Raw genomic sequence first — 13,714 nt, 5'->3', positions numbered from 1 at the left:
AAGTCCGACAGGCTCCTAGTCGCCCGGATTCACGTTAAACTGAAGCCCTGCGAGGAGGTTTTTGCAGTGGACAATCTGGTCATCACCCTCGGCGGCGGCGTGGCAATCCTGTTCCTCGCCTTCGCCTTCATCTATCGCTTCACGCAGTTGCGCAGCTACCAGGTCTCGCTGGTGGTGATCGTCGCCATGCTGTGCGTGTTCTTCCCCCTGCAGATCATCTTCTGGCAGGGCATGGACGTGCTCGCCATTCACCTGGCGCTGTTCATCATCACGCCCTACGGCATGGGTATCGTCACTTCCCAGTGGGAGTCGAGCCACGGCACAAAGCGGGGCAATGGATCCTGGTTCCACTGGGCGCCCGCCACCATCGTCGCTTTCTTCCTGGTCATCGCCACCGTGGATGCCACCATCATCTCGCTGGCCAACCACGGCATGCCGAGTCACCTGGTGGGACGCATCCTGCCGGAACCGCGCAGCGGCGCGCAGCACGTGACCTCCCATTTCCCGGGCACCGTGGCCAACGACTATTACAAGAAGGAACCGCTGTTCAACGAGTACCTTGACCGGCTCGCCGAACAGGAGGCCCGGGGCTGGCAGGTGAGCCAGGGCTGGCTGGGCCGGCCGAAGCTTGGGCAGGAGACCGTCTTCCAGGTGAAGGTGACCGATGCCGAAGGAGAGCCCCTGACCGACGCCCGGGTGGAGGGCTGGTTTGCGCGCCCGTCCGATGAACGCCAGGACCGCACCGTCTGGCTGCAGGCGGTGAAGCCGGGTATCTACCAGGCGCCGGTGGCCCTGGATCTGCCCGGCGCCTGGGAGGTCCGCCTGCGGGTGGAGCACGGCGGCGACGTGCACGAACAGCGTGGTGTCACCTCCGTACGTGAAGGGTGAACACCTCCCGTTCCGCTGAGGCCCTCGCCGGGGCGCCGGACACCGCTGACGAGGGCTGCTTTCACTGCGGCCTGCCGGTGCCGCCGGGCGCCTCCTACCCGGTCACCATCGAAGGTTCGCAGCGGGCCATGTGCTGCCCCGGCTGCCAGGCCGTGGCCCGGGCCATCGTCGATGCGGGCCTCGAGGACTACTACCGCCACCGCACCGTAACCCCCGAGGGTCCCGCGGACCCGATGCCCGAGCGGCTCCGTGAGGAGCTGTCCCTCTACGATCGCCCCGAGCTGCAGCAGAGCTTCGTGCAGGCGGACGACAGCACCACCGTGCGCGAGGCCGCGCTCATCCTGGAAGGCATCGTCTGCGCCGCCTGCGTATGGCTCAACGAGCGCCACGTGAAATCCCTGCCGGGCGTGCTCGAGTTCGCGGTCAACTATTCCACCCACCGCGCCCGGCTGCGCTGGGACGACGCCCGCATCCATCTCAGCGATATCCTCCAGGCGATCCGCGAGATCGGCTACAGGGCCCATCCATTCGATCCGGGCCGGCAGGAGGAGGTGTTCCGCCGGGAACGCCAGGCGGCCCTGCGCCGACTGGCGGTGGCCGGCCTCGGCATGATGCAGGTCATGATGGTCTCCGTGGCGCTGTGGATCGGCGGCGACGATCCCGGTTACGAGGGCCTTATGCACTTCCTGCGCTGGGTGGCGTTCCTCATCGCCACGCCGGTGGTCCTCTACGCGGGCAGCACCTTCTTCACCAGCGCCTGGCGGGATCTCTCGCACCGCCAGCTGGGCATGGACGTGCCCGTGGCACTGGCCATCGGCAGTACGTACCTGGCCAGCGGCTGGGGGACCATCACCGGCACCGGCGAGGTGTACTTCGAGTCGGTCACCATGTTCGTGTTCTTCCTGCTCACCGGTCGCTACCTGGAGATGGGGGCGCGCCAGCGCGCGGGGCAGGCCACAGAGGCCCTGGGCAAGCTGCTGCCCGCCATGGCCATCCGCATCACGCCGCAGGGCGACGAACCCGTGCCGGTGGCCGACCTGGCCCCGGGCGACCGGGTGCGCGTGCGACCCGGCGATACCGTGCCTGCCGACGGCACCGTTCTGGAAGGCCGCTCGAGCGTGAATGAGGCCATGCTCACCGGCGAGAGTCTGCCCCGGGCGCGGGGCGCCGACGACGAGCTCACCGGCGGTACGGTCAACGTGGAGAGCCCCCTGGTCATGCGCGTGGACCGGGTGGGTGCCGACACCATGCTCTCCGCCATCCAGCGGCTGCTGGACCGCGCCCAGACCGAAAAGCCGCGCCTGGCCCGAATGGCCGAGCGGGGCACCGGGGCCTTCGTCGCCGCCGTGCTGATACTGACGGCGCTGGTGGGTGCCGTGTGGTGGTTCGGCATCGACCCGTCGCGCGCCTTCTGGGTCATGGTGGCCATGCTGGTGGTCAGTTGTCCCTGTGCCCTGGCGCTGGCCACGCCGGTGGCCATGACCGCCGCGACTGGTAGCCTGACGGGGCGCGGCGTGCTCGTCACCCGCGGCCACGCCCTGGAGACCCTGGCGGCGGCCACCGACATCGTATTCGACAAGACCGGCACACTCACCGAGGGGCAGCTGGAACGGGTGCACACGGAACTGCTGGGGGATCGGGACGAGGCATATTGCCTCGGCATCGCCGCCGTGCTGGAGCAGGGGTCGGAGCATCCGGTGGCGAGGGTCTTTCAGCGCGCCGGCACCCCGGGCGGTGTGCTCAGCGATCAGCGGGCCAGTCCGGGACAGGGCATGGAGGGCCGGGTGGACGGCCGGCGCTATCGCATGGGGAGCGCCGCGTTCGTGCGGGAGCTGGCGGTGCAGGGCGACTGGCCGTCCGAGCGTATGGCGGCCCTGGCGAAACGGTTTCCCGCGGCCTCGCTGGTCCTGCTCGGTGACGAGACGGGGCCGCTGGCGGCGTTCGTGCTGGAGGACCGGCTGCGCGAGGATGCGGCCGCCTGCATTGCCGCATTGCGGGACGCGGGTCTGAAGGTGCATCTGTTGTCGGGGGATCATCCGGATACCGTGCAATACACGGCGGCCCGGGTGGGCATCGAGTCCGCCAGCGGCGGCCTGGATCCGGACGGCAAGCTCCGTGCACTGGAAGCGATCCAGGCCCGGCCGGATGCCGTGGTGGCCATGGTGGGCGACGGTATCAACGATGCGCCCGTGCTCGCCCGTGCCCACGTGTCCATCGCCATGGCCGAGGGGACGCAGCTGGCCCAGGCCAGCGCGGACATGATCCTGTACGGCACCCGTCTGGGTCAGCTGCCGGCGGCACTGGGGCTGGCCGGGCGCATGGTGCGGGTGGTGCGCCAGAATATCCGCTGGGCGATCGGCTACAACGTGATCGCCCTCCCCGTGGCCGCCAGCGGTATCCTGACCCCGTGGATGGCGGCCCTGGGCATGTCGCTGTCGTCGCTGATCGTGGTGGTGAACTCGCTCCGGCTTCGGGAGGAAGGCCCCCGCGGCGAGACCGTCCGGGAACCCGGGCGCGCCCAAAGGCTCGAATAGACCATGGATATCCTGTACCTGCTGATACCCCTGGGCATGGTTTTCCTGGCCCTCGTGATCGGCGCCTTCCTTTGGGCGGTGAAGTCCGGCCAGTACGAGGACATGGAGGGTCCCGCCCACCGCATCCTCATGGATGACGACGACCCCATGATCCCGCGCCCGGAGCGTCGGGAGCAGCCGGATGACTTGAAGCGCGAAGACTGATTGACTAGGATAGCCGCGAATTCCGAGCGGGTATGTGCCCTGACGCATTGCCCGGCCGTTCACCGGATGCGCCAGCAGAGCAGAGGACCGAGCACATGTTCAGTTTCGACAACTTCCCCATGACGATCACCATCGTCCTGATCATCCTGTCCTGGTTGAGCTTCTTCTCCGTCATCCTGTTTGGCGGCTGAGAGACAATCACCAGTCCATGAAAAAAGCGGCCATAGGGCCGCTTTTTTGTTTTTCCAGGAACGAAGCAAAAAGCATTTCTCTCGCAAAGAGCGCCAAGTACGCCAAGAAGACCTGTTCAAGAACATCCGGTTTTGGGGGTGCGGTGCCCGATCCCACCAGTGCAAGTTGGGGTTCACGCCGCTCGCCGAGTGCTGTGTATCTCTCGACTTTCTTGGCGTACTTGGCGCTCTTTGCGAGAGAACCCTGCTTTCAGTCTTTTTGCTTCGTGTTCTTAAAAGGCGTTGCGCGGATTGAGCGCTCGCCTCACGCCTCCAGGCTGGAGCGCAGCTTGCGCATGGCGTTGCTCTCGAGCTGGCGCACCCGCTCCGCGGAGATGCCGTACTCGGAGGCCAGCTCGTGCAGGGTGGCCTTGCGGTCGGTGAGCCAGCGCCGGCTCACGATGTCGCGGCTGCGGTCGTCCAGGGCCCGGAGGCCGGCGTGCAGGCGCACCTCGTGATGGGACGCCCAGTCCTCGCTCTCCAGGGCCTCGGCCGGGTCGCCGTGTTCGTCCACCAGGGTCTCGGCGGGGGCCAGCATGGGGCCGTCGTCGTCGTTGCGTGTCGGGGCCGGGTCGAAGCTCACGTCCTGTCCGGCGAGACGGGACTCCATCTCCAGGACCTGCTGGGGCGTCACTCCCAGATCGTCGGCCACCGCGTTGACCTCCTCGCTGTTGAACCAGCCCAGGCGCTGCTTGGCGCTGCGCAGGTTGAAGAACAGCTTGCGCTGGGCCTTGGTGGTGGCCACCTTGACGATGCGCCAGTTGCGCAGGATGAACTCGTGGATCTCGGCCCGGATCCAGTGCACGGCAAAGGAGATCAGGCGCACGTTCATCTCGGGGTCGAAGCGCTTGACCGCCTTCATCAGGCCGATGTTGCCCTCCTGGATCAGGTCCCCGAGATTCAGCCCGTAGCCGGTGTAGCCGCGGGCGATATGCACCACGAAGCGCAGATTGTGCATGACCAGCTTGCGGGCAGCCTCGAGGTCCTGGCGGTCGCGCAGGCGCCGCGCCAGGCGCTTTTCCTCTTCGGCGTCCAGCACGGGCAGCCGGGTGATGGCCTGGATGTAGCTGTCCAGACTCCCGACCGGCACCGCGAGATGCGGGTCACTCTTGATCAACGCCTTGCTTGTCATGGGTGTCAGAAACCTCCCCGAAACACTCGATTTGCGGCGATTTTAGCACTCGCGGCATTAGAGTGCTAATGGGCCGCCAAGTTCCTTGGCGGTGTCCGTAGTCAGTTGTCAGTTGTTCTGACCACTGACCACTGACCACTGACCACTGACAACTGACCACCGCTACTGCGGCTCAATATCCCGCAAATGCCGCCCCACCGCGATCCAGGAGCCACCAAGGCCCAGGGCGACGGCAAGACCGAGCAGGCCCAGGGCGCCGCGGAAACCGGGGCCTTCGAGGCGGAAATCACTGCCGTACAGGGCCGCCAGCTGCTGCACCGGGCCGTTGAGCAGGACCAGGCCCACGCCCACGATGATCAGCGCCAGCAGGCCCCCGAACAGCCCCAGCCAGAGGCCGCCGTACAGGAACGGACGGCGGATGAAGCCGTTGGTGGCGCCCACCAGCTTGGCCACCTCGATCTCGCGGCGCCGGTTGAGGATGTCCAGCCGGATGGTGTTGCCCACCACCAGCAAAACCCCCAGGGCCAGCAGCACGGCCACCAGGGCCACCCCCCTTCGGGTCATCTCCAGAATGGCCTGGAGCCGCTGCACCCACTGCAGATCCACCTGGGCCTGCGTCACCCCCTCCAGCGCCTCCAGTTCCGAGGCCAGGGATCGCACCTGCTCCGGGCCCTGGTGATCCGGTGCCGGGGTCACCAGGACCAGGGCGGGCAGGGGGTTGTGGTCCAGCAGGTCCAGGGCCTCGCCGAAGCCCGACAGGGCGCGGAACTCGGCCAGGGCATCCTCCCGGGTCACGGGCCGGGCGCTGTCCACGGCCGCCATGCCGGTGATGCGCTCCGCCAGGGACTGCAGATCCCCATCGGACACGGCGTCATCCACGAATACCGAGAGCTGGGCCCCGTGGTCCCAGCCGCTGCTGGCCGCCTGCAGGTTCTTGAGCGCGAGCCACAGGCCGCTGGGCAGGGCCAGGGCGATGGCGATGACGGTGAGCGTGAGGGCCGCGGCAAAGGGGTTGCGATACAGGCGCCCGAGGCTGAACACCAGGGCCTGCACGTGATTCACGCCCCAGGCCTGGAAGCGGGTGTGGATGGGCGGCGCGCCGCCGGTGCGGGCACGCCGGTGGGTGCGCACGGCGCCCTTCATGCCGGCGCCTCGGCCTGTGCGACGGGGGGTGCCCCGGTGTCCAGGAGCTTGCCCGCCTCCAGGCGCAGGATGGGCTTGCGCAGCGTGGAGATCAGCTCCAGGTCGTGGCTGGCGATGAGCGTGGTCACACCCACCTGGTTGAACTGCATGAACAGGTTCATGATCTCCCGCGAGAGATCGGGGTCCAGGTTGCCGGTGGGCTCGTCCGCCAGCAGGATGGCCGGCTTGTGCACCACCGCCCGGGCAATGCCCACGCGCTGCTGTTCCCCGCTGGACAGGGTGACCGGCTGCGCCCGCTCCTTGTGCAGCAGGCCCACCTTGTCCAGCGCGGCGCGCACGCGCCGGGCGATCTCCGCTTGGCGGTAGCCCAGGATCACCAGCGGCAGCGCCACGTTGTCGAACACCGTGCGGTCATGCAGCAGGTGGTGGTCCTGGAAGATGATGCCGATGCCGCGCCGGAAGTAGGGCACCTTGCGTTTCGGCAACCGGTTGAGCAGCTGGCCGTTCACCGTGATCTGGCCGCGGGTCGGTCGCTCGATGAGCGCGATCAGTTTCAGCAGCGTGCTCTTGCCGGCCCCCGAGTGCCCGGTAAGGAACGCCATGGCCCCCTCGTCCATGCGCAGACTCACCTGGGACAGCGCCTCCTGGCCCCCCGGGTAACGCTTGACGACGTTCTGCAGTTGAATCATGGAGAGGCAGGTACAACGGCAAAGTTACAAGGTACAAGGGGGAAAGCTGGTTTACGCCTCACGCCTGTCACCTCACGCCTCACCCTGATCCAGCAGCGCCTTGACGAATTCATCGGCACGGAAGGTTCGCAGATCGTCGATTCCCTCCCCCACACCGATGAACCTTATCGGTATACCCATGCGCTCGGCCATGGCGAATACGATGCCGCCCTTGGCGGTGCCGTCGAGCTTGGTGACGGCGATGCCCGAAAGCTGCACGGCCTGGTGAAATTCGCGGGCCTGGTTCAGGGCGTTCTGGCCGGTGCCGGCGTCCACCACCAGCAGCGTCTCGTGGGGGGCGTCCGGGTCCAGGCGCTGGATCACCCGGCGCACCTTCTTCATCTCCTCCATGAGATTGCTCTGGGTGTGCAGGCGGCCCGCGGTGTCGGCGATCAGCACGTCCATGCCCCGGGCCTTTGCGGCCTGGATGCCGTCGTAGATCACCGAGGCGGAGTCCGCGCCCTTGCCCTGGGCGATCACGGGGATGTCATTGCGTTCCCCCCACACCTGCAGCTGCTCCACGGCGGCCGCCCGAAAGGTGTCGCCCGCGGCCAACATCACCTTGCGGCCCTCGCCCTGCAGCCGCTTGGCCAGCTTGCCGATGGTGGTGGTCTTGCCGGCGCCGTTCACCCCGACCACGAGGATGACGAAAGGCTTTTGCGAGGCCTCCACCTCCAGCGGTCGCTCCACGGCGGACAGGATCTCCGTCATGGAATCGTGCAGGGCGGCCAGCAGTGCCTGCGCGTCAGTGAGCTCCTTGCGCGCCACCCGGCGGGTCAGCCCGTCCAGGATGCGCTGCGTGGCCTCCACGCCCACGTCGGCCATGAGCAGGCGGGTTTCCAGCTCTTCGAGCAGTTCATCGTCGATGGCCTTGCGACCCATCACCAGGGTCGCCATGCCCTCGGTGAGCGACTGTCCGGTCTTGGACAATCCCTTGCGCAGTCGGGAGAATAGGCCTTCGCCGCGCCCCGGCTCGCCGGGCGGATTCTCGCCCTCGGGGCGGTTTTTTCTGAAACCGAACATGGATATCGGGGTCTATGCAGTCACGAGAGCGCTCATCCTACCACCGGGAAACGAAAGCGGAAATGAAGCACTACACCTTGCCCAGCCTTTTCCTTCTGTTCCTTTCAGCAGCCCTGTTTGCCACCCCCGTGTTCGCTTCCGGCGTACACGAGTACGTGCTTTCCAACGGCATGAAGGTGCTGGTCAAGCCCGACAACCGGGCGCCCGTGGTGACCTCCCAGGTCTGGTACGGCGTGGGCTCGTCCCACGAGTACGGCGGGATCACCGGCATCTCCCATGCACTGGAGCACATGATGTTCAAGGGTACGGCCCGGTATCCCTCCGGGGAGTTCTCGCGCATCATCGCCGAGCAGGGGGGGCGGGAAAATGCCTTCACCAGCCGGGACTTCACGGCCTATCACCAGACCCTGGCGGCCGATCGCCTGGAGATCGCCCTCAAGCTCGAGGCCGATCGCATGCGCAACCTCACGCTGCTCAAGGAGGAGTTCGTGCCCGAGATGCGCGTGGTGGCGGAAGAAAGGCGGCTGCGCACCGACGATAACCCCAACGCGCTGCTGTTCGAGCATTTCAATGCCACTGCCTGGCTCAACAGCCCGTACGGCATCCCCGTCATCGGCTGGATGACCGACATCGAGCACTACACCGTGGCGGATCTGCGCGAGTGGTACGACCGCTGGTATCACCCCAACAACGCCGTCCTGGTGGTGGTGGGCGACGTGGATCCGGACAAGGTTCACCGCATGGCGCGCCGCTACTTCGGACCCATCAGGGCCGGCAATCTGCCCGACATCAAGCCACGCACGGAAACGCGCCAGCGCGGCGAGCGCCGCGTCGTGGTGCGCGCTCCGGCGCGGGTGCCGCTGGTGCTCATGGGCTACAAGGTGCCGGTGCTGATGACGGCCGAAGAGGATTGGGAGCCCTACGCCCTGCTGGTGGCGGCCGGTGTGCTTGACGGTGGCGAGAGCGCCCGTTTCGCCCGCGAACTGGTGCGCGAGCGGGAACTGGTCTCAAGCGCAGGGGCCAGTTACAACGCCTTCGCCCGCCTGGACAACTTGTTCACGCTGAGCGCAACGCCGGCCTCCGGGACCTCCCTGGAAGCCGCCGAGGCGGCGCTCACCGAGGCCCTCGAGCGCCTCAAGGAGGAGCCGGTGTCCGAAGCCGAGCTGGAGCGGGTCAAGGCCCAGGTGGTGGCCCGGGAGGTCTACCGGCTGGATTCCGTGCAGGGCCAGGCGCACCAGCTGGGCGCGCTGGAGACGGTGGGTCTCGGCTGGCGCACCCTGGAGGAGATCACCGACCGCGTACGCGCGGTGACCGCCGAGCAGGTGCAGGCGGTGGCCCAGCGTTATTTCGACACCGATCAGCGCACGGTGGGGTGGCTGGATCCGCTGCCCATCGATCCGGATGACCCGCCGGGGTACTTCGAGGGGCACTTGAGGTGAAAGGATGAAGGTTGAAGGATGAAGGTTGAATGGAGAAACCCTGCAGCTCGGGGTTCAGATTGAGTTACGAGGCACCGGATACTTAACCATGCGAGACAAGGCAGATACATGAGGCAGGGTGAATTGAAACGATTCGTTCTCGGGTTCCTGGTGGTGCTGTTTTCGTCTGCCGGTATCGCGCAGGCAAATCCGGGCATCGAGCACTGGGAGACGGAGAACGGGCTGAAGGTGTACTTCATGGAGGCGCCGGCGCTGCCCATGCTGGATATGCGGGTGGTGTTCCGTGCCGGCAGTGCCCGTGACGGTGACGCAGCGGGGCTGGCCCGGCTCACCAACGGCCTGCTGAACGCGGGTGCGGGTGACTGGGATGCGGACACCATCGCCGAGCGCTTCGAATCGGTGGGCGCCCAGTACGGGGCCAGCGCGCTGCGTGACATGGCGTTTGTGAGCCTGCGTTCGGTGATCGAGGAGGACTGGCTGGACACGGCGCTGGACACCTTCATCACCGTGCTGGGCGAGCCCCGTTTCCCCGAGCGGGATCTGGAGCGGGCACGTCGCCAGACCCTGGTGGCCCTTGAGTCCCAGGCCCAGAACCCGGGTTCCGTGGCGCAGCGCACGTTCTTCGAGGCCGTGTTCGGCGATCACCCCTACGGTTCGCCGCCCCTGGGCACCGAGGAGAGCGTTCAGGCAATCACCCGGGACCAGGTACGCGATTTCCATCGTGAGTTCTACGTGGCGCGCAACGGGGTGCTGGTGCTGGTGGGCGGCGTGGATCGGGCCACGGCCGAGGCGATCGCCGAGCGTGTCGCGGCCGCGCTGCCCGAGGGTCGGCCGGCGGCCGAACTGCCCGAGGTGGCGCCCATCGAGGAGGGTCGCACGATCCGCGTTGCCTTCCCCTCGGAGCAGGCCCACGTGTTGATCGGACAGCCCGGCATGCGCCGCGGTGATCCCGACTACTACGCGCTCTTCGTGGGCAATCACATGCTGGGCGGCTCCGGCTTCACCTCGCGCCTGTTCGACGAGGTGCGCAGCCGGCGCGGTCTTGCCTACAGCGTCTACAGCCAGTTCGTGCCCATGGAGGCCGATGGTCCGTTCATCATGGGTGTGCAGACCCAGGGGGCCCAGGCCGACGAGGCCATCCAGGTGATGCGCAACACGCTGGCGGAATTTCGTGACAACGGACCGGCCCGCGACCAGCTGCGTGCCTCGCAGCGCAACATCACTGGCGGCTTCCCGCTGCGTACCGCCTCCAACAGCGCCATGGTGGACAACCTGGCCTTGATGGGTTTCTACGGACTGCCCCTGGACTACCTGGACGCTTACACCGGCAAAGTGGAAGCGGTGGACGCGAAGGCGATTCACGAAGCGTTCCAGCGCCGCCTCGATCCGGAGCGCATGATCATCGTCATCGTGGGCGGTGAGAATTGAGGTGGCGAGAGGTGAGAGGCGTCAGGGGTGAATGCGTTGGATAGTAATGAGTGAATTTTCAGCCACAGAGGTCACAGAGGTCACAGAGGAATAACCGCAACAGCAAAACCATTCGCGCTCCAGGATACGAATGCGCCAGAGATTCTTTGCACAGCTCCGAACGTGTGACTCCTTGTCTTCGGGAGCGCTTTCATTTGGTTGATTTACTCTGTGACCTCTGTGACCTCTGTGGCAAAAGGGTTTTCCTTGACATCATGAGACACCAAGGCAAAAGCGCAGCACCACGCCCCGGAACACCGGGGCGTTTGCGTATTGTGGCCGGGGCGTGGCGGGGGCGGCGTATCGCGGTGCCGTCCGCGGCCGGGTTGCGTCCCACACCGGACCGGGTGCGCGAGACGCTGTTCAACTGGCTGCAGGGCGTCGTGCCCGGCGCCCGTTGTCTGGACCTGTTCGCGGGTGCGGGCGGTCTCGGTTTCGAGGCGGCTTCGCGGGGTGCCGCGCGCGTGGTGATGGTGGAGTCCGCCGCCAGGGTGGCGACCCATCTCCGGGAGCAGGTGCAGCTGCTCGAGGCCGGGGATCGCATCGAGGTGGTTGCCGACGACGCGCTGCGTTACCTGCGCCGGTGCGATGAGACATTCGACCTGGTCTTCCTGGATCCGCCGTTTCAGGGCGACCTGCTGGACAAGTCCCTCGCGGCCCTCGTCGAGGCGCACTGCCTGCGCGCCGGTGCCCGCGTCTACGTGGAATACGCCGCTTCGGGCGAACCTCCGGTGCTCCCCGATGGATGGGAGATTGCCCGTGAAGGCCGCGCCGGCGACAGCGCGCATCTCCTGACCGGGCCGATTGAGTCGCCTTCTTTCTGACTGAGCAAAGGCAGGATCTCTCGCCAACGCGGCTTTGCGCCTTCGCGAGAGAAATGTTTTTTGAATACGGAGCAAGGCATGACACAGGTGGGACTCTTGGGAACCGGGCTGATGGGCGTGCCCATGGGCGAGGCACTGATGCGCGCGGGGCACGCGCTGCACGTGCACAACCGCACCCGCGAGCGGGCGCAGCCGCTGATCGATGCGGGTGCCCGATGGTGCGATTCCCCTGCTGCGGTGCTCGATGCCAGCGAGGTGGTGGTGCTCATGCTGAGCGACCGCGTCGCGATCGAGGCGACCCTGTTGTCCGATGAGGCGCGCGCTGTGATCGGAGGGCGCACGGTCATGCAGATGGGCACCATCGCACCCAACGAAAGCCGCGCCGTGCGCGATGCGGTGGTGAGTGCCGGCGGCGCGTACCTGGAGGCGCCGGTGCTGGGCAGCATCCCGGAAGCCAAGGCCTCCAAACTGCTCGTCATGGTCGGGGCGGATCAGCCGACGCAGTTCGGGCAATGGCGTGAATTCTTCACCGCCTTCGGCCCGAACCCCGTGCACGTGGGCGCGGTGGGTCAGGCGGCCGCACTGAAGCTCGCCTTCAACCAGCTCATCGCCAGCCTGACCACCGCCTTCTCCCTGAGCCTCGCACTGATACGCCGGGAGGGCGTATCCGTGGAGCTGTTCATGGAGATGCTGCGCGAGAGCGCGCTGTATGCGCCCACCTTCGACAAGAAGCTGGAGCGCATGCTCAAGTCCGACTTCTCCAACCCCAACTTCCCCGTGAAGCACATGCTCAAGGACGTGAACCTGGTGGCGCTGGCCGCGAGGGAGGCGGGCGTGGATGCGGGCCTGCTGGAGCCGGTGCGGAAGAACCTGGAGCGGGTGATGGCCCGGGGTCATGGTGACGAGGACTACTCCGCGTTGTATTTGGGTATTGGTGCCGCGGAGAAAAGTGCGAATGGACAGGATTAACAGGATTTTTCGGGATGAACAGGATAAGGATATGAGCGAAGCGCATCCGCCGGGTTGCTGACGCGGAGGGCGCAGAGGCGCAGAGAACGCAAAGGATTTTTGAGCAAGACCTCTCTGCGTCCTCTGCGCCTCTGCGCCCTCCGCGTTGAATCACCAGGTGAGAAAAAAGCTCACCGAACTTCGGCAAGCAACCGTCTGGCGAGCCGCTCAGACTGCCCGGCATAGCCGCCGCCGAACAGGTTGAAGTGGTTGAGCAGGTGGTAGAGGTTGTAGAGGTCCTTGCGCACGCTGTACCCCGGGTCGATGGGCCAGGTTGCATGGTAACCGTCGTAGAAGCGGCTTCCCGGTCCGCCGAAGAGTTCCGTCATGGCGAGATCCGTCTCCCGGTCGCCGAAATACACGGCCGGATCGTAGATCACCGGGTTGCCGTCCCCGTCCGCATCCCAGTTGCCGCTCCACAAATCCCCGTGCAGCACGGACGCCACTGGTCGGTAGCCGTCGAAGAATGCGGGCAGGCTCTCCATGACTTCGTGAACCGTATTCACCAATGAAGGCCCGCAGCCGCGTTCTGCCGCCAGGTCGATCTGGTAGCCCAGCCGCTGCTCGCGCCAGAAGTCGATCCAGTCGTCACGCCAGTCGTTGACCTGGGGTGTGGCGCCGATGGTGTTGTCCCGATGCCAGCCGAAGCGCTCGGCGGTGTGGCGGTGCATCTGTGCCAGCGCCTCTCCGAAGCGTGCCGGGTCCAACCGTCCGCCCAGTTCCAGCAATTCCATGACCAGGAAGCAGCGATCGCCCTCGACGCCGTGGCACACGGCTTCGGGGACGCGAATGGCCTTCGCTTCGGCAAGTGCCGCCAACCCCTCGGCCTCCGCGGCGAACATGTCTGCCAGCCGCGCGCTGTTCCACTTCACGAAGAAGCGTCGGCCATCGGCGCCCGTGATCACGGATGCCTGGTTGATGCAACCTCCGCCGGCCGAGCGGTCGCGGTCCAGGCGGAAGGGTTTGCCGGTGGCTTCGCTGATCGAGGTTTCCAGGGTCGACATGGGGACAGTCTAGCTGTGATCTCTCAATACGTTGTTCATCCGGGATGAGCTGCTGGCAGACAGGGCCGGTTGTAGACATCATGGATTGAC

At 66.4% G+C, this 13,714-nt stretch carries 12 protein-coding genes; 7 read left to right on the top strand and 5 right to left on the bottom strand.

Going from position 1 to position 13,714, the window contains the following annotated elements:
- The first annotated feature begins 66 nt into the window (after window positions 1–66).
- Genes B1C78_RS12395 through ccoS form a run of 3 tightly spaced genes read left to right on the top strand, consistent with a single transcriptional unit; the run spans window position 67 to window position 3,626 of the window.
- Window positions 67–888 (top strand): FixH family protein, encoded by an 822-nt coding sequence (locus B1C78_RS12395; protein WP_077279484.1) that lies wholly within the window; start codon window positions 67–69, stop codon window positions 886–888.
- Window positions 885–3,422, top strand: a complete 2,538-nt coding sequence (locus tag B1C78_RS12390; protein ID WP_077279483.1) for a heavy metal translocating P-type ATPase — start codon at window positions 885–887, stop codon at window positions 3,420–3,422. Before B1C78_RS12395 ends, B1C78_RS12390 begins: the two co-directional genes overlap by 4 nt.
- A gap of 3 nt (window positions 3,423–3,425) precedes the next feature.
- Window positions 3,426–3,626 (top strand): cbb3-type cytochrome oxidase assembly protein CcoS, encoded by a 201-nt coding sequence (gene ccoS, locus B1C78_RS12385; RefSeq protein ID WP_077279482.1) that lies wholly within the window; start codon window positions 3,426–3,428, stop codon window positions 3,624–3,626.
- Between the two features lie 495 nt (window positions 3,627–4,121).
- Here the strand turns inward: ccoS and rpoH are convergent, their stop codons facing one another.
- From rpoH to ftsY, 4 genes are all read right to left on the bottom strand, one after another.
- Window positions 4,122–4,988: an RNA polymerase sigma factor RpoH gene (rpoH, locus tag B1C78_RS12380; RefSeq protein ID WP_175628301.1), complete on the bottom strand. Its 867-nt coding sequence runs from the start codon at window positions 4,986–4,988 to the stop codon at window positions 4,122–4,124.
- Between the two features lie 162 nt (window positions 4,989–5,150).
- Window positions 5,151–6,131: a permease-like cell division protein FtsX gene (ftsX, locus tag B1C78_RS12375; RefSeq protein ID WP_077279481.1), complete on the bottom strand. Its 981-nt coding sequence runs from the start codon at window positions 6,129–6,131 to the stop codon at window positions 5,151–5,153.
- A complete protein-coding gene (ftsE, locus tag B1C78_RS12370) occupies window positions 6,128–6,820 on the bottom strand; it encodes a cell division ATP-binding protein FtsE (RefSeq protein WP_077279480.1) in 693 nt (230 codons plus the stop codon). Before ftsE ends, ftsX begins: the two co-directional genes overlap by 4 nt.
- 72 nt (window positions 6,821–6,892) lie before the next feature.
- Window positions 6,893–7,882 (bottom strand): signal recognition particle-docking protein FtsY, encoded by a 990-nt coding sequence (ftsY, locus tag B1C78_RS12365; RefSeq protein ID WP_077279479.1) that lies wholly within the window; start codon window positions 7,880–7,882, stop codon window positions 6,893–6,895.
- Between the two features lie 62 nt (window positions 7,883–7,944).
- Between ftsY and B1C78_RS12360 the strand changes: the two genes are divergently transcribed.
- From B1C78_RS12360 to B1C78_RS12345, 4 genes are all read left to right on the top strand, one after another.
- Window positions 7,945–9,321, top strand: coding sequence for a M16 family metallopeptidase (locus tag B1C78_RS12360; RefSeq protein ID WP_077279478.1), 1,377 nt, complete (start codon window positions 7,945–7,947; stop codon window positions 9,319–9,321).
- Window positions 9,322–9,429: 108 nt separating this feature from the next.
- Window positions 9,430–10,749, top strand: a complete 1,320-nt coding sequence (locus B1C78_RS12355) for a M16 family metallopeptidase (RefSeq protein ID WP_077279477.1) — start codon at window positions 9,430–9,432, stop codon at window positions 10,747–10,749.
- A 305-nt stretch (window positions 10,750–11,054) separates the two neighbouring features.
- Window positions 11,055–11,612: a 16S rRNA (guanine(966)-N(2))-methyltransferase RsmD gene (gene rsmD, locus B1C78_RS12350; RefSeq protein ID WP_245795420.1), complete on the top strand. Its 558-nt coding sequence runs from the start codon at window positions 11,055–11,057 to the stop codon at window positions 11,610–11,612.
- A gap of 78 nt (window positions 11,613–11,690) precedes the next feature.
- Window positions 11,691–12,581, top strand: a complete 891-nt coding sequence (locus B1C78_RS12345) for an NAD(P)-dependent oxidoreductase (RefSeq protein WP_077279475.1) — start codon at window positions 11,691–11,693, stop codon at window positions 12,579–12,581.
- Between the two features lie 170 nt (window positions 12,582–12,751).
- Here B1C78_RS12345 and B1C78_RS12340 read toward each other — a convergent pair whose 3' ends face one another.
- Entirely contained in the window at window positions 12,752–13,624 is an 873-nt protein-coding gene (locus B1C78_RS12340; protein WP_077279474.1) for a fructosamine kinase family protein, read from the bottom strand.
- Window positions 13,625–13,714 lie beyond the last annotated feature (90 nt).

This window comes from Thioalkalivibrio denitrificans, from assembly GCF_002000365.1.
In the GTDB taxonomy this organism is placed as follows: Bacteria; Pseudomonadota; Gammaproteobacteria; order Ectothiorhodospirales; family Ectothiorhodospiraceae; genus Thioalkalivibrio_A; species Thioalkalivibrio_A denitrificans.
Note: the sequence above shows the minus strand (reverse complement) of the source record. Positions and strands in the feature narration are given on the sequence as shown.

Bases quoted from the DNA above. Each gene is read 5' to 3' on its own strand.
- ccoS (WP_077279482.1), top strand. From the start codon at position 3,426: ATGGATATCCTGTACCTGCTGATACCCCTGGGCATGGTTTTCCTGGCC.
- rpoH (WP_175628301.1), bottom strand. From the start codon at position 4,988: ATGACAAGCAAGGCGTTGATCAAGAGTGACCCGCATCTCGCGGTGCCG.
- ftsX (WP_077279481.1), bottom strand. From the start codon at position 6,131: ATGAAGGGCGCCGTGCGCACCCACCGGCGTGCCCGCACCGGCGGCGCG.
- ftsE (WP_077279480.1), bottom strand. From the start codon at position 6,820: ATGATTCAACTGCAGAACGTCGTCAAGCGTTACCCGGGGGGCCAGGAG.
- ftsY (WP_077279479.1), bottom strand. From the start codon at position 7,882: ATGTTCGGTTTCAGAAAAAACCGCCCCGAGGGCGAGAATCCGCCCGGC.
- B1C78_RS12360 (WP_077279478.1), top strand. From the start codon at position 7,945: ATGAAGCACTACACCTTGCCCAGCCTTTTCCTTCTGTTCCTTTCAGCA.
- B1C78_RS12355 (WP_077279477.1), top strand. From the start codon at position 9,430: ATGAGGCAGGGTGAATTGAAACGATTCGTTCTCGGGTTCCTGGTGGTG.
- B1C78_RS12345 (WP_077279475.1), top strand. From the start codon at position 11,691: ATGACACAGGTGGGACTCTTGGGAACCGGGCTGATGGGCGTGCCCATG.
- B1C78_RS12340 (WP_077279474.1), bottom strand. From the start codon at position 13,624: ATGTCGACCCTGGAAACCTCGATCAGCGAAGCCACCGGCAAACCCTTC.